Raw genomic sequence first — 16,877 nt, forward strand, 5'->3', positions numbered from 1 at the left:
AAAAACGCATTCACACCCATCCCTTTCCGCGGCATGCCGAACTTCTTGTATAAAATACAATAAATATCCTCCAGAAAGGGCTTGCCAGGGATGCGCCGTCCAGTCCATGATAGGCGCCGTGATGATGGAAATGCCCGGTTCGGACGAATGGTTCATGCGCCAAGCCATGAAAGAATCCAGAAAAGCCCTGGTGAAGGGGGAGGTGCCCATCGGGGCCATCGTGGTGAAAGACGGCCGCGTGATTGGCCGGGGCTGGAACCAGGTGGAGGCCCTCAAGGACGCCACGGCCCATGCGGAGATGATCGCCCTGACGGCAGCCCAGGAGGCGCTGGGCGACTGGCGGCTGGAAGGCTGCACCCTGTACGTCACCAAGGAACCGTGCCCCATGTGCGCGGGGGCCATCGTCCACTGCCGCCCGGACCGGGTGGTCTTCGGCTGTCCGGACGCCAGGACCGGAGCCGCGGGAGGCTGGATCAACCTGCTGGATTCCAACCCTCCCCTCAACCACAAGTGCGAGGTGCGTCCCGGCGTTCTGGGGGACGAATGCCTGCACCACCTCCAGGAATTTTTCCGTGCGGCGCGGCTGGCGGCCAAAGAACGGAAGAAGCTGGCTGCGGACTCCCCCGCAATCCCGGATGAAAACGGGGAAGACGGCCCCGAATAAAGCACTTTGCATTTGCCAAAGCAGCGGACTCACGGCAAGCTAGCGGGGCTATGGAACACCGGAACGACAACGAGACTGCGGAAGGGACGGAACGCAAGCCGTCCTGGATCAAGGTGCGCCTGCCCAACGGCCGGGAATTCTGGGACGTCAAGCAGCTTGTGGAAGGCAAGCACCTGTTCACCGTCTGTGAAGAAGCCCACTGCCCCAACCGCTACGAATGCTGGAACCAGGGCACGGCCACTTTCATGATCGCCGGGGAGCGGTGCACGCGCGCCTGCGCCTATTGCGCCGTAAAAACCGCCAAGCCCTTTCCGCTGGACCCGGAGGAGCCGCAGCACGTGGCGGACGCCGTCGTGCACATGAAGCTGCGCCACGCCGTCATTACCATGGTCACCCGGGACGACCTTCCGGACGGAGCCGCCGCCCACTTCGCCCAAGTAATCCGGGCCGTCAGAAAAGCCAGTCCCTCCACCATCATTGAGGTGCTGGCCTCGGACCTGAATGAGAAGCCCTCCTCCATCCGGACGCTGATGGCGGCACGCCCCCACATCTTCGGCCACAATCTGGAAACGGTGGAACGCCTGACGCCCATCGTGCGCTTCCGCGCCCAGTACCAGCGCTCCCTGCGCGTCCTCCGGATGGCGCTGGACTGCGTAGACGGCAAGGTTTCCACCAAAAGCGGCATCATGCTGGGCCTGGGAGAGACGGAAGACGAGCTTTTCCGGTCCATGGACGACCTGCTGGAGCACGGCGTCACGGTGCTGACGCTGGGGCAGTACCTGCGCCCCTCCCGCAACCACCTGCCGGTGGTCAAATACATCCATCCGGACGACTTCGTCCGTTATGAGGAGGTCGCGCGAGCCAAGGGCTTCAGGCACGTGGCGTCCGGGCCGCTGGTCCGCAGCTCCTACCATGCCGCCAATTTCACCCCGGAAGCGGACGTGCTGGAGGCCATTAACGAAGATTTGAGAAAGGCCGGCGAACTTTAGAATAAATCTTGATATATTAACCCTTCCCTTTTACCATACAGGCAATTCCACGTCATTGAGAATCTCATGAGCAAAACACGTTCCTTCATCACGGCCGGGGCCATTCTGGGCGGCACGGTCATCGTGACGGCGGCAGTCGCGCCCCTGTTCCTGCCGAACCAGAATATCAAGCCCCTGACATCCGCCCAGGCGGCGGAAATCACCGCACATACCATGAACTCCAAGTGTGCGGACTGCCATAAGCCCGGCACCCACATTTCCGAATTGGTGAACACCCTTTCCGGCGGCCTGCTGGCGCGCCACATCCGGGACGGACAGCGTAGCTACAACATGGATGAACCGCCCACTGCCGTGACCCTTTCCAAACTGGAACACGTGCTCCAGATCAATTCCATGCCACCCACCTCCTACACCATGGTGCACTGGGGCAGCACGCTCACCCTTCCGGAAAAAGCAGCCATGCTCCAGTGGGTCAAGGATGAACGCCTGAAAATCTTCGGCGACATGGTGGGCAAGGAGTACGCCATCACCGCCATCTCCCCCATTCCAGACGCCCTTCCCACGGATCCGGCCAAGGTGGCCCTGGGCTACAAGCTGTTCCATGACGTGCGCCTCTCCACAGACAATACCGTTTCCTGCGCTTCCTGCCACTCCCTGGAGAAGGCCGGCACGGACAACCTGGCCACCTCCACCGGAGTCCGCGGCCAGAAGGGCGGCATCAACGCCCCCACCGTCTTCAACGCCGCCTTCCACACCAAGCAGTTCTGGGACGGACGCGCCGCCAACCTCCAGGAACAGGCGGGCGGACCTCCCCTGAACCCGGTGGAAATGGGTTACGAACATCCGGACGACTGGAACCAGATCGCCGCCAAGCTGAACCAGGACACCGTGTTTGCCGCGGAATTCAGGAAGGTTTATCCCCAGGGCTTCAACGGAGAAACCATCACAAACGCCATCGCGGAATATGAAAAGACCCTCATCACGCCGAACAGCCCGTTCGACCGTTATTTGAAGGGTGATGAAAACGCCATCAGCGAGAATGCCAAGAAGGGCTACAGGCTCTTCCTCAAGCTCGGTTGCCAGACCTGCCACACCGGCCCCGCCATGGGCGGCCAGTCCTTTGAATACGCCGACCTCAAGGGAGACTTCTTTGCCGGACGCGCCAAGACCAATGACGACAACGGCCTGATGAACTTTTCCAAGAAGGAATCAGACAGGCACAGGTTCCGCGTTCCCACCCTCCGCAACGTGGAGCTTACCTGGCCGTACATGCATGACGCCTCCGCCCAGACGCTGGAGGAAGCCATCACCAAGATGTACCACTACCAGCTCGGCTACGACAAATTGGACAAGAAGGAGGTGAGCCTGCTGGTGGCCTTCCTGAAAACCCTGACCGGGGAATACAACGGCAAGCCCGTCCAGGGCGAAGTCTGCCCCGCCTCCTGAGCCAGAGGAAAGCATTTTTTCCAGCCGCGCCATGAACCTTCATGGCGCGGCTTTTTTGTATTCCCCCTTCCGGCTTATTTCCGGAAAACCCCCGTTTCCGGCTTTTCCTCCGCGTCATACTTAGATTAGACTAATGGGTAAATGATTCATGATGAATAATTTTTATCCAAATTGAAAACACAGGCGCATAATATCATTGACTTACTAGTTTGATGAAACTAACTTTCTCCCGGATTTGATTCATACACACACCATGCCACTCTCCATGCTCAACATCGGCGATATTCGCCAGGTTAACAAAATTCATGGCAGGGATGAAACCCGGCGTTTTCTGGAAAGCCTGGGCTTCGTTGCCGGCAGCACGGTTTCCATCGTTTCTGAAAACGGCGGAAACTTCATCGTCAATGTCAAGGGGTCCCGGATAGCTCTCAGCAAGGCTCTTGCGTGCAAGATATTCGTGGCCTGAACCTTCTCATCCAACAATCAGCCATCATTCTATGACCAAACACCGTACATTAAGAGACGCCCTGATCGGGGAAACCGTGACCGTCGGGAAACTGGCGGGGGAAGGCCCGGTCAGAAGGCGCATCATGGACATGGGAGTCACCAAGGGAACGCAGATTTTCATCCGCAAAGTCGCCCCCTTGGGAGATCCCATTGAAGTTACTGTCCGCGGCTACGAACTCTCCATCCGCAAATCGGAAGCCGAGAACATCCATATCCATTGATTCCGCCCTTATTACCGCACGTTTCCTGACCTGACAGCAAGACGGCGCACCCATACATCAAGACAAGGAAACATCCATGAGCAACATTACCATCGCCCTGGCGGGCAATCCCAACTGCGGAAAAACCACTCTCTTCAACGCCCTGACAGGCGCCAGCCAGTACGTCGGGAACTGGCCCGGCGTTACTGTGGAAAAAAAGGAAGGCCGCCTGAAAGGCCACAAGAACATCATCATTGAAGACCTTCCGGGCATTTATTCTCTTTCCCCCTACACCCTGGAGGAAGTCGTCAGCCGGAATTACCTGGTCACGGACCATCCCTCCCTCATCCTGAACCTGGTTGACGGCAGCAACCTGGAACGCAATCTTTACCTCACCACCCAGCTTTGCGAGCTGGGCGTTCCCGTCATCATCGCCCTGAACATGATGGACATTGTCCGGAAGCGCGGCGACCGCATTGACACGGAAAAGCTTTCCCGGGATCTCGGCTGCCAGGTGCTGGAAATCAGCGCCCTGAAAGGGACCGGAATCCGTGAACTGGTGGACGCCGTCGTAAAAACGGCCACCTCGGAGGATGCCCGGGCCCCGCGCGCCGTGCACTTCCCGGACCGTCTGGAAAAAGCCATCGGGGAAATAGGGGAAATAATCACCGGCAAATGCCTGGACCAGCAGAAAAAATGGTTTGCCGTCAAGGTTTTTGAAAGGGACCAGAAAGTCGCGGACCAGCTCGCGCTCACCTCTGAGGAGCAGTCCCGCATCAACGGGATCATTGAAGCCATGGAACAGGAGATGGATGACGACAGCGAATCCATCATCACCAACGAGCGCTACAATTCCATTTCACGCATTACCGCGGATTCCGTCGTCAAGGCCGGCATCGGCAGCCTGACGGGCAGCGACAGGATCGACCGCATCATCACCAACCGCTGGCTGGGCCTCCCCATCTTTGCCGTCGTCATGTGGGCGGTGTATTACATTTCCATCCAGACGGTGGGCGCATGGGGAACGGACTGGGCCAATGACACCTTCTTCGGGGAATGGGTTCCGGAATGGGTGGGCGGCCTGCTGGAAAGCGCCAACTGCGCCCCGTGGCTGGAAAGCCTGATTCAGGACGGCGTGATTGCCGGCGTGGGGGCCGTCCTAGGCTTCCTGCCGCAGATGGCGGTGCTGTTCCTGTGCCTGGGTATTCTGGAAGATTGCGGCTACATGGCCCGCGTGGCCTTCATCATGGACCGCATTTTCCGCAAATTCGGCCTTTCCGGGAAGTCCTTCATCCCCATGCTCGTTTCCATGGGCTGCGGCGTTCCGGGCATCATGGCCACCCGCACCATTGAGAATGAAAAGGACAGGCGCATGACCATCATGACCACCACGTTCATTCCATGCGGAGCTAAAACGCCCATCATCGCCCTGATTGCAGGCGCCTTCTTCCCGGAAAATTCCTGGGTGGCCCCGGGAGCCTACTTCATCGGGGTGGGCGCCATCATCCTTTCCGGCCTCATTCTGAAAAAGACCGCCATGTTCTCCGGGGATCCCACCCCCTTCGTCATGGAACTTCCCATTTACCACGTTCCCGCCTGGAAGAACGTCATCATCCACGCGTGGGAACGCTGCAAGGCCTTCGTGCAAAAAGCCGGGACGGTTATCTTCGTTTCCAGCGCCCTGATCTGGTTCCTTTCCAGCTACAACTGGAAGGTTGATTCCGTGGAGCAGAATGACAGCATGCTGGCTTCCATCGGCAACGTGGCCGCACCCGTCTTCCAGCCGCTGGGCTGGGGCGAATGGAAACCTACCATGGCCACCATCACCGGACTGATTGCCAAGGAAAACGTGGTCGGCACCTTCGGCGTCCTGTATGCGGACGGCAGTTCCGGGGAAGAGGCGGAGGAAGAACCCGCCGAAACGCAGGAAATGTCCCCCGCCGGCCAGGAGCTCCAGGCATCCCTGGAGGGCGCCTCTGAAGAAGCTGCCGCCGAGGAAGCCGCCGCTGAAGAGGAGGAAGATGAAGACGCTGAAATCAGGGAAACCGGGGACCGCCTGGTCCAGGCGGGAGCCTTCACGTTCCTGAGCGCCTTCTCCTTCATGATTTTCAACCTTCTCTGCGCCCCCTGCTTTGCCGCCATGGGAGCCATCAGAAGGGAAATGAACAGCGCCAAATGGACTTTCTTCGCCATCGGCTACATGTGCGCCCTGGCGTACTGCCTGGCCTTCCTGATTTACCAGATGGGAGCATGGCTTTATGCGGAAGCTTCCTTCGGCATCGGGCAGGGGCTCGCCGTATTGCTCCTGCTGGGCCTCATTTACCTGGTGGTGAAGAAACCCTCCGCATCCTCCAAATAACCCTCATACCCACTCCTAACCCCCTCACCAACATGGGAACATATATCATTGCCACCCTCCTTTTCCTGGCCCTGGCCTACGCGCTGTATAAAACGTTCAGCAAGCGCGGCAAGTGCTGCGGCAACTGTGACGGGTGCGGCAGCGGCGGCGGTTGCTGCGGAGGCCACCATCACGACGACGATCAAGAAAACAGGACTGAGCCCAGTCTCAGCCCTTTCTTTCAGAACCTGCAGACCGCCCGCGGTTTGCAGGTTCTTTCCTTCTGCGCATGCCGCATGCGCTCCCTCCTTAACCAATCCAGCCGTGCTGGTACGCCGCCATGGCCGCAATCACCAGCGCGATAAACAGGAAGATGAACCACATCACATTGTGGCGGTGGCGGTACTCCACGGCCATCAGGGGCTCCCATTCCTTTTCCACAAAGGAGAAGTCGTCACCGCTGGCAAAACGGTCGTACAGCGTTTCCAGCTCCTGCCCCGTCACCCCTTCCGGAGCGGCGAATACCGGCGGGCAGCATGAGCCCGTCTTGAACACGATTTCACAGTGGTAGATGCCGTCCGCTTCCTTGTAGGACTGGAGGCACGCGCCGTCACGGGCGCATACCACATGGCCAGTCGTTCCCTCCTGCAAGCGGCGCAGAGCAGTATCACGGTCGGTCACTTCATCATTTGAAATTTCCCATTGAACCTTACTCATTCTGTCAGTTTAAGACAGTTCCCATCCAAGTCAACATGGTTTTAAATGTTTCCTGACGCCGGAAATGTCATCAATTGTCATAAATCCGGCAGCGTGCAAGGCGCTGACCTTAACGTTCTTCTTCGTGTTTAATTCACCTAACTTGTTGTTAGTCAAACCAAAGAACTTTCAACAGATGGGAAGAAGTGCTAATCTAACCATCAGCGGCTACAACCAGCCGCACAACATAAGATGATGAACAAGTACACATGTATCATGATAGGAGCCGCCTGCCTGCTGGCAGCCTCCTGTCAGGCGGATACGGCCCGCAGGGAACCGGTGCGGAATACGGCGCCGGCCTCCTCCGTACAGGCCTCTTCCGCAGCGCCCCAGTCCGGACAACGGAATGACGGGGTTCAGGAACACAGGCGTTTCAAGCGCCTCTCGCTTCCTTTGAGATAAAGAATAAGCAACGCCGCACCCCCTACCTGATCGAGAATGCGACGTTGCCGCCAGGTCATGCAGACCCCTTCAATGCCCTTGCACGCAGGATTCCGCTCTCTGCATGCAGACGGACAAGGAAGACTTGATTATTATTGCGCTTCCACAGATTCGGGACATTTCCCGCCTAGAACGTGACGACGCATTGTACGGAGAAGATATTGGCGGAGTTGACGTCATCCCGCCCGGAAGGATTCTTCACATACTGGTAGGAAGGCTGGATGAGGCAGTACGGCGTAATGGAGAAGCTGTACGTGCATTCCAGAATCATTTCCCGGTCATGCCCGGGCCGCGTTTCCGCCAGCGTGTCGGCATCCGGCTTGCTCACGGAGAAGCCTACGCCAAAGAAGTTGCCGTCCGCTTCTTTCAAGCCGGTCATGACTTCCAGAGGTTTCTTGAAAATGACCCCGGCGGACGCCTGGGCTTCCGCTCCGCAGATGTTGCCTGATTCGGCGCTGCTCCAGCCGGCGCGGGCGAACAGGGCGAACGGGCTGCTGCCCAGGTCCTGTTCCAGGTTGAACGCCACGCCTCCATGGTTCTTGCCGTCCGCATGGAACATGAACGGCTGCAGGCGGTACGTGCCCGTGCCGATGCCGAAGGCCTTTTCATGCGTCCAGCCGATTTCACCAAGCAGGTTGAAGGATTTTCCGGTCGTGTGGTGGAACGGGTTGCGGCGGGGTTCATTGTCCATCATGTTGCCGCCCACCTGGATGAACCAGTTTTCATTGAACTGGTACTGCCCCACGACCCCGAAGTTGGAGTCCCCCAGCGGAAGCACCTGGTTGTTGACGAAGGGAGCGCCGCCGAACTGTCCGAAGGTGGTGTTGGCATACGTATTGGCGTCAAAATAGTTCGTCTGGTTGATCATGCCGCCCATGATGACGAGCTGGCCGTCCATGAAACCCTGGGAAAGGAGGAGTTCCGGCAGGTAGAAGTAGCCGTCTTCAAAAACGTCGCAGTTGGCGGGGCCGCTCGCGCCCCAGGAGTCGTCCAGCGTGGTGCGGTGCGTATGCTTGTTCAGGGCCACGGAGCCGGAGAGCTCGCTCTTGATCCAGGTTCCCTGGTTGCGGCTGGATTTGAACAGCTGCAGCCCGGCCTGGGCGTGGAATTTGTACCAGCTCTGGCTGGAACCGGCAGTCTCTTCGTTCGCGGCCGCATGGTGGCCCTTGGTATAGAGGAACGCCTGCTCCACCAGGAACTGGAAGCCGGCTTTCTCGTAAGCGCCTTTATGCAGATCCGTCAGGGCCCTGGTCAGAAGATCGTTCGGAATGGGCGTGCTTTCATCGCCGTATTCGTCCCCGAACAGGTCGATGTCGTCCAGAATGGAACCTTTGCCTTCAGCCTCTTCCGCAGCCAGAGCGGCGACGGTAGTGGCTACGGATGCCGTACCGGCCATGCAGAAGCCGGAGCAGGCCAGCAGGGCGGGTATCATGTAGCGTTTCTTCATAGTAATGCTGTATCTTGAGTCTTCCTCGTCAATCGCGGATGTTCAGCCTTCCATGGCGAAGGAGCATTCCTGCTCCCGGCCTGCGGCGGACTGCGCATCCACGGCTTTGCCGCATGCGCCCATACAGAACTCACAGTCCCCGCAGAGCAGGCGGTATCTGGGACGCCGGACGAGAAGCCCGGCCAGTTTCCGGTACCGGCAAATCCGGCGGAAGAAACGGTGAAGTCCTGTATGGGTCAAGTTCATGCAACGCGGCAAAGTTAGATAGAACTAACTATTGAGTCAACACTTTTTCTCCCTTAGCCCTTTTCCAATTTGGAACTCCTTCCATGAAGCACGTTTCATACCTCTTTTATGATCAATGTATTGAAAAATCTTTAAAATAATTTTACGTACCGTAAAAAAATTAGTTGGAACTAATTCAACTTGACCTGAAACCTGCGGAACGTTACAAAAAAGCAGGCCTATTGGAGATCATCCAACCCTTCCGGGAAAGAAACGGCTGCATGCCGCCAAGGCCGGCTGAACCCAACAAAAAACATTACCATGAGTTACATCAACAACAAGGGCCTCTGGGGCTTCGTCGGCGGAGTCATCGCCGCCGCCATCGGCACGAAAGTGGTTAAAAGCCCCGCTACCAGGAAATTGGCCGTCCAGGGGCTTTCCAAAGCCATGCTCATCCAGCAGAAGGCCATGGAGCAACTGGCCAATATCCGTGAAGAAGCGCAGGACTTGTGCCACGAGGCCGCCGCTGAAAACCGCAAGCCGGAACAGTAACAATCTCATTGTTCATCATCATACTGGGGCAGTCCGTTTCCTTCTCCGCCGGCGGAACGGGCAGCCTCCAACGGGGAAACGCACGGAGAAGGGCGTTTCCCCTTTTTCATTTTTCCAAACCGATGCACTATCAGGTTATCCACCATACGCCCGGCAGGCTCCGGGTGCGCTGCGGCCGCGGCATGTTCAACCATGACCAGGCCTGCGGCATTGAATGCAGGCTCCTGAAGCTGAAAGGGGTCAGCTCCGTCAAGGCCACTCCCTGCAACGGGGGGGTGTTCATCCTGTACGAAGGGGCGAATCCCCAGACCATTTTCCGCGTGCTGGACAGGCTCAGGCCGGAAACGCTCCGCAGCCATGAACCGGAAGAACGAGCGGAAGCCAGGAAACTGGGCCAATCCTTTTCCCTTAAGATAGCCGGGAAAGTTTCTTCCTTCCTGCTCTGCAAATTATTCCTGCCGCCCCCTCTCAGAATGGCCAAGGCTTTCTGGAACTACGGCTCCTATTTCCGGCGCGGAATGGCAGGCCTGGGCAGCGGCAGGCTCAATGTGGCGGTTCTGGACGCCGTATCCATCGGTGTCTCCATCGGCACCAGGGCCTACGGAACGGCCAATTCCATCATGTTCCTTCTTTCCATTTCAGACCTGCTGGAAAATTACACGCGGAAGAAGACCCGGGCGGCGCTTGCGGCCAGCCTGAGCATCAACGTGGACCAGGTCTGGAGGGTGGAAAAGGACGGCATGCGCCAGGTTCCCATGGAACAAATCCGGCCCGGGGACAAGATCCGAGTGGACGCCGGCAACGTCATCCCCGTGGACGGCGCCGTCCTGTCCGGGGAGGCGGAAGTGAACCAGGCCGCCATGACGGGAGAATCGGAAGCGGCAGCCAAGCAGGAAGGCTCCGTCGTCTTCGCCGGGACCACGCTGGAAACAGGCTCCCTCGTCATCCGGGTGGACGCCATGGGCGACCAGTCCCGCATCAACAACATCATCGCCCTGATTGACCATTCGGAGGAATTGAAGGCCCGCATCCAGAGCCGGGCGGAAAAACTCGCGGATTCCATCGTTCCCCTCACCCTGCTCACGGCGGGTGCGCTGTTCCTGTTCACCCGGAACATCTCCAAGGCGCTCTCCGTGCTGATGGTGGATTATTCCTGCGCCATCAAGCTCGCCACGCCCATTTCCGTCATCTCCGCCATGAAGGAAGCTTCCGCGCGCAAGATCATGATCAAGGGCGGAAAATTCATGGAGCTGTTCGCCAGGGCGGACACCATCGTTTTTGACAAGACGGGCACGCTGACCTCCGCCTGCCCCCAGGTGACGCAGATTGTCCCCCGAGCGACTGCAGCCGGGAATACATCCTGAAAACGGCCGCCTGCCTGGAAGAGCACTTCCCCCACAGCGTGGCGCGGGCCGTCGTGCGCAAGGCGCTGGAGGAAGGCCTGCACCATGAGGAAGAGCACGCGGAGGTGGAATACATCGTGGCCCACGGCATCTCCTCCCGCCTGCATGGGAAGAAGGTCCTCGTGGGCAGCTACCACTTCCTTTTTGAAGATGAAGGCATCCCCCTCACGGAAGAACAGCGGCAGACTATCCGCAGCCACGCCAGGGGCAAATCCAACATCTTCCTGGCCATAGGCCGCAGGGCGATCGGCATGATCGGCGTCAGCGATCCTCCCAGGCCGGAAGCCAGGGAAACGATCGCCCGGCTGAAGCGGCAGGGCATTTCCTCCATCATCATGCTCACCGGAGACAGCGAGTCCGCCGCCCGCGCCATCAGCCGCCAGCTGGGCATCACGGAATACCGCTCCCAGGTTCTGCCGGAGGACAAGGCGCGCTTCATCCAGCAGTTGAAGCAGTCCGGAAGAACGGTGTGCATGGTGGGTGACGGCATCAACGATTCCCCCGCCCTTTCCTGCGCGGACGTCTCCGTCTCCATGAAGGATTCCTCCGACATCGCCCGTGAAGTAGCGGACATTTCCCTGCTGTCCAGCTCCCTGAGTGAACTGGCGGTTTTAAGGGAACTAAGCTGCGCCGTCCTTGAAAAAATAGAGCGCAACTACCGCTTCATCGTCGGGTTCAACACCTCCCTGATTCTGCTGGGCATGTTCGGGCTGATTACCCCGGCCCTTTCCGCATTCCTCCACAATGCCTCCACGGTGTACGTCAGCGCGCGCAGCACGCGCCGCTGCCTGCCCCCGGTCGGCACTCCGCAGTAAAAGGAAAGGGATGGTTCATGTGGAAATGAACCATCCCTTTGAAAAACGTCCTGGGCCTTCCTATTCTCCGCTCTTCCGGCAATGCTCCGTCAGGAGCTGGAACCGGGAAATTTCCTCCAGCGTCATGATGTGTTCAATGCCGCAGGCCACTTCGTCCGCGCGCTTCTCCTCCATCTTCAGCACCGTGATCAGGAATTCTTTCACCATGGTATGGCAGGAAATAACCCGGTCCGCGTAATAACGGCCCTCCCGGGTCAGCACAATGGGGGAATACTGCGTATATTCAACCAGGCCGCGTTCCTTCAACTGCTTCATGGCCAGGGAGACGGAAGGCTTTTTCACGTTCAGCGCCTCCGCAATCTCTCCTACGGCGGCGCACCCTTTTTCCAGCTCGATGTTGCGGACGGCCTCAATGTAATCCTCCAGGCTGTTGCTCAGCTCCAGGGAGGGAAAGTTTTTGCGTATCATGACTGATGCTTATTAGGTTTAACTAACAAAAACAATAACCCAAGCTCCGGTCAAGTCAACCTCTTCTTGAAAAATATTAGGTGAGACAAACTTTTTTCTTGCAAGGCAAGTTAGATCTCACTAACTTTCATTCATGGTCAGCCCAAACCCGGAAAGAAACAACGGAAGAAAATGCTCCGGCGGCGTTCCCGCCAGAACGGAGTCCTTCTTCTCCAGGTTCTTTTCCGCCTCGCGCCCCTGCTGCTGCCGGGGCTGCGCCCTGAAATGCTCCGGGAAAAATTGTCCCTCCGACAACAAGGGAAAACAGGCGCGGCCAAACTCCTTGGGGAACGCGTCCACAAACTGTATGGACTAGTCATCCGGTGCTCTAACACATTATCGCCTAAACACGGGCGCGTTCCCCTTCCCTTTTTTCCTTCCTCTGCGGGACGCGGTCAGCGGAGAACCACCGCCGGACCGTCATACCCTTCAGGCGTATAGCTGCGGATGGAGACGCCCCCCTCCGCCGTCACGTCCGCCGCCCAGCACTCGGCATGGTGGAAGCAGGCGCCCAGATTGACGTACAGCCGCCCTCCCCTTTTCCCGGTCACCGCACGGCGGTGCAGATGGCCGAAGATGACGACTTCCGCTTCCGGGAAAAAGCGTTCCGTGAATTTCCGCATGCGCCGCATCATCGTCAGCCATGCCAGAAGAATCTGCGCGGGCCGCTCCGGCGGCCAGGCGGAATGCGCCAGAAAACGCACCAGCTTGTTCCGGCACGCCCCGGAACGCGTGTAAATGGGGGAACCAGCACGCTCATGGCGCGCGCCAGTTCCAGCCGCCGCCGCAAATCCGTATCCGCCTCCGGGAACGCGGCAATCAGCTCACGGGAGGCCTGCTTGTTTTTCAAATATTCCCATCCCCACGGGGCCACCTCCTTGAACAGGGCATGACCGTGCAGGGCGCAGACGCGTCCCCCCTGCAATTTCAGCAGTCCGGCCTTCTCATCCGGGTCATGGTTGCCGGCCAGCAGCACGGGCTGCACTCCGGCATCCCGGCACATTTGCAGGAAACGGGCGCGTTTTTCCAGCCCTTCCGCCTGGCAGGGGCTTTCACGGGTTTCACTGAGGTCCCCGCACACCACCAGATGAGTGCACCCCTCCAGCAGGAAAGCCAGCTCCTCCGGCTCCCGGGCCAGCGCCTTGGCATGGCCGAAGTGGACGTCTGAAATGAACCGGGCACGTTCTCCCGGAGCAAGGTCAAGTTCCTGAATCATAAGGACGGAGGGAGGAGGAAAACAACCATGGAATCAGGAGCGCAGCCGCTGCCGCACCATCTCATACAGGCACACGCCCGTAGCTACGGACACGTTCAGGCACGGAACGCTCCCCTTCATGGGAATCCTGATCAGGAAGTCGCAATTCTCTTCCGTCAGCCGCCTCATTCCTTCCCCTTCCGCGCCCATCACCAGCGCGGCCGGCCCCGTGAAATCCGTTTCATACAGGTCGCGGTCCCCCTTGTCCGAGGTGCCGAATATCCAGATGCCGCGGCCCTGGAGCTGCTTCATGGTGCGCGCCAGGTTGGTCACCTGGATGAAAGGCACCTTTTCCGCCGCCCCCACGGAGACGCGCAGCACGGTCTCCGTAATGCCCACGGACTTGTCACGCGGAGCGATTACGGCATCCACGCCCGCGCCGTCCGCCGTCCGCAGAATGGCTCCCAGGTTGTGGGGGTCCTGCACGCAGTCCAGAATCAGCAGCAGGGGGTTGGGGGACTTGTCCAGAATCCCGTCCAGCACATCCTCTCCCAGCGCCTTCACGGCAATTTTGGCCGGAGCGCTGCGCACATGCTTGTTCCGGCGCGCCTCCTGTTCGTTCCCTTGGGGTCTCATGCCCATGAATTAGCGTGTTTCACGCTTCTTTTCCAGACAAATATGCCCCGCCGCCCCATCATTGGGCGTGACTTGAGGGTCTCCGTTATGCTACAGTTCCGTACCATTCAAGATGAAGACGAGCGACTTTTTAGTCATTGGGGCAGGTGTTGCCGGATTGAGTTTCGCCTTGAGAGCGGCGGAACACGGCAAGGTTGCCGTCATTACAAAAGGCAAATTTCTGGATTGCAGTTCCGCCAAGGCGCAGGGCGGCATAGCCGCCGTTTGGGACCGCAACGACTCCTTTGAAGACCACATTGCGGACACGCTGGACGCCGGCGCGGGCCTCTGCAACGAACAGGCCGTACGCACCATTGTGGAGGAAGGCCCCGGCGCCATCCGGGAACTGCTGGAATGGGGCGTCAATTTTGACCCCGGCAACCAGGGGGAGGATTACGAACTGGCCCGGGAGGGAGGCCATACCAAGCGGCGCATCCTCCACGCCAAGGACGCCACCGGCCTGGAAATCACCTCCAAGCTGCTGGAGGCGGCCAAGCTCCACCCCAACATCCAACTGCTGGAAGACCACTTCGCCATCGACCTGATTACGACGACCAAACTAGGTCTGGTCACGGAAGACCGCGTGCTTGGGGCCTACGTGCTGGACCGCGCCTCCGGGGAAGTGGAAATTTTCCGGTCAGACCGCGTGCTGCTCGCCACCGGCGGCTGCGGACGCGTGTACCTGTACACCACCAACAATGATTCCGCCACGGGGGACGGCGTAGCCATGGCCTGGCGCGCGGGAGCCACCATCGCCAACATGGAATTCGTGCAGTTCCACCCCACCTGCTTCTTCAACACCCGCGCGGAAGGAGCGGAAGCGCGCTCCTTCCTCATCTCCGAGGCCGTGCGGGGCGAAGGCGGCGTACTGATTGGAGCGGACGGGAAGGAATTCATGCACAAGTACGATCCCCGCAAATCCCTGGCCCCGCGCGACATTACCGCCCGCGCCGTGGACTCGGAAATGAAGAGGACGGGCAGCATGTGCGTCTATCTGGATATCTCCCATAAGCCGGAGGGCTTCGTCCAGGAGCGCTTCCCCTGATTTACGAGACCTGCAGCCGCTACGGCATCAACCCCGCCAGGGAGCCCATTCCGGTCGTTCCCGCAGCGCACTTCCAGTGCGGCGGCGTCCTGACGGACGTCAACGGCCAGACCAGCCTGGACGGCCTTTACGCCGCCGGGGAAACCGGGTGCACGGGCCTCCACGGCGCCAACCGCCTGGCCTCCAACTCCCTGCTGGAATGCGTGGTGGTCGCCAAGCGCGCGCTGGACTCCATGCTCTCCCTCCAGCCGCTGAGAAAGGATGCCCCCACTTCTTACGACATCCCCGCGTGGCACCACGGGGATACCGCCCTGCCGGACGAACTTTCCGTCATCTATCACAATTGGGATGAAATCCGCCGCCTGATGTGGGATTATGTCTCCATCGTGCGGACCAACAAAAGGCTGGACCGCGCGGCCACGCGCCTCCGGATGCTTCACCGGGAGGTGAAGGACTTCTACTGGGGGTACCGCATCACGCCGGACATCCTGGAACTGCGCAACCTGGTGGCGGTGGCCTCCCTGATCGTGGACTGCGCCATGCGGCGCAATGAAAGCCGCGGGCTCCACTTCAACACGGATTATCCCGGCAAGCTGGATCACCGCTTCGTCACTCAACTGCACCGATGGTAAAACACTGGCAACGTCAACAGGCATTCCGGAAGGGTTCCGCTGGGAACTCCTTCCTTTCCGCATGCCTGCTTGCGTTGCTGGCCCTGGCTCCGGCAGGGGCCGCCAGGGCGGACATCCAGACGGGCCGGAGCGCAACCCGCGCCCTGGCGGACAGCTCCGGACGGCCCAAAGGCCCCGTCATCATCACCCCCACGCAGCGGGACCCGCTGCCCAGGGTCATCGTCAAATCACCCGCCGCGGCCGCGGGCGGCAAACGCCCGACGCCCCAGCCCCGCATCCTTCCCAGGACGGCCAGGCAGAGCCCCGGCACCTATCCCTGGCGGCTCAATATCACCGCCACGGTCTTCTGGGTGGGGGAGGATTCCACGGAGCGCAACCCGGTAGCCAACCACAAGAGCTCGTGGGACTCCGCCTGGCGGGAAAACTTCGGCGGTTTCGACAATCCGGACCCCGTGTGCCGCACCGTGGACTTCCGCCCGAAAACGTTCGTCCCCCGGCAAAATCCCTTTTACGTGGCGCTGCCCTACAATGACGTTTGCAAGGGAGAGCACAAGACGGAGGCGTCACGCGTCATCCCGTGGTTCCGCCGGGAATACACGGGGAAAGGGCAATCCGTCTGCAAAGGCAGGTGGGTGCAGATCGTCTACAACAAGCGCTCCTGCTTTGCCCAGTGGGAGGACTGCGGCCCCTTCACCACGGAAGACTGGCCCTATGTCTTCGGCGACAAGCCCCCCGTCAACACCCAAAACAAGGGAGCGGGCATCGACATCTCCCCCGCCGTGCGCGACTACCTGGGCATCACCGGCGGAACGGCCGTCGTCCACTGGCGCTTTGTGGAATTCTACCGCATCCCCCGCGGCCCCTGGTCCAAATGGGGGGATAACAACCCCTTCGTCAATTCCGAAGTAGGCCCCGGGAGAAAAGCCCTCCAATCCCGGGAAGACCGCCTGCGCCAGCAGCAGGAAGCCATCCAGAGGGAGCTGTTGAAGGATCCCCAGAAGCTCAGGAGGGAACTCCAGGGATAGTCCGTTCCGCCGCGG

At 59.5% G+C, this 16,877-nt stretch carries 20 protein-coding genes and 1 pseudogene; 13 read left to right on the top strand and 8 right to left on the bottom strand.

The window, feature by feature from the left end:
• Positions 1–106: 106 nt before the first annotated feature.
• The 7 genes from tadA to PVA48_RS03900 all read left to right on the top strand — a co-directional run bounded on the left by tadA (position 107) and on the right by PVA48_RS03900 (position 6,509).
• Positions 107–664, top strand: coding sequence for a tRNA adenosine(34) deaminase TadA (tadA, locus tag PVA48_RS03870; RefSeq protein ID WP_022398200.1), 558 nt, complete (start codon positions 107–109; stop codon positions 662–664).
• Positions 661–1,653 carry a lipoyl synthase gene (lipA, locus tag PVA48_RS03875; protein ID WP_257228125.1) on the top strand — a complete coding sequence of 331 codons (993 nt, stop codon included), beginning with the start codon at positions 661–663 and terminating at the stop codon, positions 1,651–1,653. The genes tadA and lipA overlap by 4 nt, the downstream gene beginning before the upstream one ends.
• Positions 1,654–1,719: 66 nt before the next feature.
• Complete coding sequence (locus PVA48_RS03880) at positions 1,720–3,099, top strand: cytochrome c peroxidase (RefSeq protein ID WP_102728658.1); 1,380 nt, start codon at positions 1,720–1,722, stop codon at positions 3,097–3,099.
• A gap of 253 nt (positions 3,100–3,352) precedes the next feature.
• Positions 3,353–3,565, top strand: coding sequence for a FeoA family protein (locus PVA48_RS03885; protein ID WP_022398203.1), 213 nt, complete (start codon positions 3,353–3,355; stop codon positions 3,563–3,565).
• Between the two features lie 31 nt (positions 3,566–3,596).
• Positions 3,597–3,827, top strand: coding sequence for a FeoA family protein (locus PVA48_RS03890; RefSeq protein ID WP_012420130.1), 231 nt, complete (start codon positions 3,597–3,599; stop codon positions 3,825–3,827).
• A 76-nt stretch (positions 3,828–3,903) separates the two neighbouring features.
• Positions 3,904–6,165: a ferrous iron transport protein B gene (feoB, locus tag PVA48_RS03895; protein WP_102728657.1), complete on the top strand. Its 2,262-nt coding sequence runs from the start codon at positions 3,904–3,906 to the stop codon at positions 6,163–6,165.
• A 32-nt stretch (positions 6,166–6,197) separates the two neighbouring features.
• On the top strand, positions 6,198–6,509 hold the full coding sequence (locus tag PVA48_RS03900) for a FeoB-associated Cys-rich membrane protein (protein ID WP_423232261.1): 312 nt from the start codon (positions 6,198–6,200) through the stop codon (positions 6,507–6,509).
• On the opposite strand, the gene PVA48_RS03905 is transcribed toward PVA48_RS03900, so the two are convergent.
• Positions 6,454–6,861: a hypothetical protein gene (locus PVA48_RS03905; protein WP_022398206.1), complete on the bottom strand. Its 408-nt coding sequence runs from the start codon at positions 6,859–6,861 to the stop codon at positions 6,454–6,456. The genes PVA48_RS03900 and PVA48_RS03905 overlap by 56 nt on opposite strands.
• Positions 6,862–7,116: 255 nt before the next feature.
• On the opposite strand from PVA48_RS03905, the gene PVA48_RS03910 reads away from it, so the two are divergent.
• Positions 7,117–7,302: a hypothetical protein gene (locus tag PVA48_RS03910; RefSeq protein ID WP_102721212.1), complete on the top strand. Its 186-nt coding sequence runs from the start codon at positions 7,117–7,119 to the stop codon at positions 7,300–7,302.
• A gap of 166 nt (positions 7,303–7,468) precedes the next feature.
• Here the strand turns inward: PVA48_RS03910 and PVA48_RS03915 are convergent, their stop codons facing one another.
• Both PVA48_RS03915 and PVA48_RS03920 read right to left on the bottom strand, forming a co-directional pair.
• A complete protein-coding gene (locus tag PVA48_RS03915; protein WP_102728655.1) occupies positions 7,469–8,788 on the bottom strand; it encodes a carbohydrate porin in 1,320 nt (439 codons plus the stop codon).
• Positions 8,789–8,830: 42 nt separating this feature from the next.
• A complete protein-coding gene (locus tag PVA48_RS03920; protein ID WP_102728654.1) occupies positions 8,831–9,034 on the bottom strand; it encodes a hypothetical protein in 204 nt (67 codons plus the stop codon).
• Between the two features lie 300 nt (positions 9,035–9,334).
• On the opposite strand from PVA48_RS03920, the gene PVA48_RS03925 reads away from it, so the two are divergent.
• From PVA48_RS03925 to PVA48_RS03935, 3 genes are all read left to right on the top strand, one after another.
• Positions 9,335–9,565, top strand: coding sequence for a hypothetical protein (locus PVA48_RS03925; protein ID WP_022398210.1), 231 nt, complete (start codon positions 9,335–9,337; stop codon positions 9,563–9,565).
• Between the two features lie 122 nt (positions 9,566–9,687).
• Positions 9,688–10,929, top strand: coding sequence for an HAD-IC family P-type ATPase (locus tag PVA48_RS03930; RefSeq protein WP_423232262.1), 1,242 nt, complete (start codon positions 9,688–9,690; stop codon positions 10,927–10,929).
• Positions 10,930–10,967: 38 nt separating this feature from the next.
• Positions 10,968–11,783 carry an HAD-IC family P-type ATPase gene (locus PVA48_RS03935; RefSeq protein ID WP_423232263.1) on the top strand — a complete coding sequence of 272 codons (816 nt, stop codon included), beginning with the start codon at positions 10,968–10,970 and terminating at the stop codon, positions 11,781–11,783.
• Between the two features lie 60 nt (positions 11,784–11,843).
• Here PVA48_RS03935 and PVA48_RS03940 read toward each other — a convergent pair whose 3' ends face one another.
• The 5 genes from PVA48_RS03940 to rlmB all read right to left on the bottom strand — a co-directional run bounded on the left by PVA48_RS03940 (position 11,844) and on the right by rlmB (position 14,127).
• Positions 11,844–12,251 (bottom strand): metal-dependent transcriptional regulator, encoded by a 408-nt coding sequence (locus PVA48_RS03940; protein ID WP_022398212.1) that lies wholly within the window; start codon positions 12,249–12,251, stop codon positions 11,844–11,846.
• A 120-nt stretch (positions 12,252–12,371) separates the two neighbouring features.
• Complete coding sequence (locus tag PVA48_RS03945) at positions 12,372–12,590, bottom strand: hypothetical protein (RefSeq protein ID WP_102728652.1); 219 nt, start codon at positions 12,588–12,590, stop codon at positions 12,372–12,374.
• 95 nt (positions 12,591–12,685) lie between these two features.
• A complete protein-coding gene (locus PVA48_RS03950) occupies positions 12,686–12,913 on the bottom strand; it encodes a hypothetical protein (protein WP_423232264.1) in 228 nt (75 codons plus the stop codon).
• Positions 12,914–12,927: 14 nt separating this feature from the next.
• The gene (locus PVA48_RS03955) at positions 12,928–13,506 is read right to left on the bottom strand and encodes a hypothetical protein (protein WP_423232265.1); all 579 of its coding nucleotides are present in this window, start codon (positions 13,504–13,506) and stop codon (positions 12,928–12,930) included.
• Between the two features lie 33 nt (positions 13,507–13,539).
• Complete coding sequence (rlmB, locus tag PVA48_RS03960) at positions 13,540–14,127, bottom strand: 23S rRNA (guanosine(2251)-2'-O)-methyltransferase RlmB (RefSeq protein WP_022398214.1); 588 nt, start codon at positions 14,125–14,127, stop codon at positions 13,540–13,542.
• A gap of 106 nt (positions 14,128–14,233) precedes the next feature.
• On the opposite strand from rlmB, the pseudogene nadB reads away from it, so the two are divergent.
• Both nadB and PVA48_RS03970 read left to right on the top strand, forming a co-directional pair.
• Positions 14,234–15,837: pseudogene (gene nadB, locus PVA48_RS03965) on the top strand (L-aspartate oxidase).
• The gene (locus PVA48_RS03970) at positions 15,831–16,862 is read left to right on the top strand and encodes a hypothetical protein (protein ID WP_102728651.1); all 1,032 of its coding nucleotides are present in this window, start codon (positions 15,831–15,833) and stop codon (positions 16,860–16,862) included. Before nadB ends, PVA48_RS03970 begins: the two are co-directional and overlap by 7 nt.
• Positions 16,863–16,877 lie beyond the last annotated feature (15 nt).

This window comes from Akkermansia sp. JRP_AM1, from assembly GCF_049262625.1.
In the GTDB taxonomy this organism is placed as follows: Bacteria; Verrucomicrobiota; Verrucomicrobiia; order Verrucomicrobiales; family Akkermansiaceae; genus Akkermansia; species Akkermansia massiliensis.

What these genes read in the sequence shown, in the direction of transcription:
- feoB (WP_102728657.1), top strand. Translation starts at nt 3,904, where the DNA reads ATGAGCAACATTACCATCGCCCTGGCGGGCAATCCCAACTGCGGAAAA.
- PVA48_RS03955 (WP_423232265.1), bottom strand. Translation starts at nt 13,506, where the DNA reads ATGATTCAGGAACTTGACCTTGCTCCGGGAGAACGTGCCCGGTTCATT.
- rlmB (WP_022398214.1), bottom strand. Translation starts at nt 14,127, where the DNA reads ATGGGCATGAGACCCCAAGGGAACGAACAGGAGGCGCGCCGGAACAAG.
- PVA48_RS03925 (WP_022398210.1), top strand. Translation starts at nt 9,335, where the DNA reads ATGAGTTACATCAACAACAAGGGCCTCTGGGGCTTCGTCGGCGGAGTC.
- PVA48_RS03940 (WP_022398212.1), bottom strand. Translation starts at nt 12,251, where the DNA reads ATGATACGCAAAAACTTTCCCTCCCTGGAGCTGAGCAACAGCCTGGAG.
- PVA48_RS03880 (WP_102728658.1), top strand. Translation starts at nt 1,720, where the DNA reads ATGAGCAAAACACGTTCCTTCATCACGGCCGGGGCCATTCTGGGCGGC.
- PVA48_RS03890 (WP_012420130.1), top strand. Translation starts at nt 3,597, where the DNA reads ATGACCAAACACCGTACATTAAGAGACGCCCTGATCGGGGAAACCGTG.
- PVA48_RS03970 (WP_102728651.1), top strand. Translation starts at nt 15,831, where the DNA reads ATGGTAAAACACTGGCAACGTCAACAGGCATTCCGGAAGGGTTCCGCT.
- PVA48_RS03930 (WP_423232262.1), top strand. Translation starts at nt 9,688, where the DNA reads ATGCACTATCAGGTTATCCACCATACGCCCGGCAGGCTCCGGGTGCGC.
- PVA48_RS03950 (WP_423232264.1), bottom strand. Translation starts at nt 12,913, where the DNA reads ATGCGGAAATTCACGGAACGCTTTTTCCCGGAAGCGGAAGTCGTCATC.
- tadA (WP_022398200.1), top strand. Translation starts at nt 107, where the DNA reads ATGATAGGCGCCGTGATGATGGAAATGCCCGGTTCGGACGAATGGTTC.
- PVA48_RS03915 (WP_102728655.1), bottom strand. Translation starts at nt 8,788, where the DNA reads ATGAAGAAACGCTACATGATACCCGCCCTGCTGGCCTGCTCCGGCTTC.
- PVA48_RS03905 (WP_022398206.1), bottom strand. Translation starts at nt 6,861, where the DNA reads ATGAGTAAGGTTCAATGGGAAATTTCAAATGATGAAGTGACCGACCGT.
- PVA48_RS03920 (WP_102728654.1), bottom strand. Translation starts at nt 9,034, where the DNA reads ATGAACTTGACCCATACAGGACTTCACCGTTTCTTCCGCCGGATTTGC.
- PVA48_RS03900 (WP_423232261.1), top strand. Translation starts at nt 6,198, where the DNA reads ATGGGAACATATATCATTGCCACCCTCCTTTTCCTGGCCCTGGCCTAC.
- PVA48_RS03885 (WP_022398203.1), top strand. Translation starts at nt 3,353, where the DNA reads ATGCCACTCTCCATGCTCAACATCGGCGATATTCGCCAGGTTAACAAA.
- PVA48_RS03910 (WP_102721212.1), top strand. Translation starts at nt 7,117, where the DNA reads ATGATAGGAGCCGCCTGCCTGCTGGCAGCCTCCTGTCAGGCGGATACG.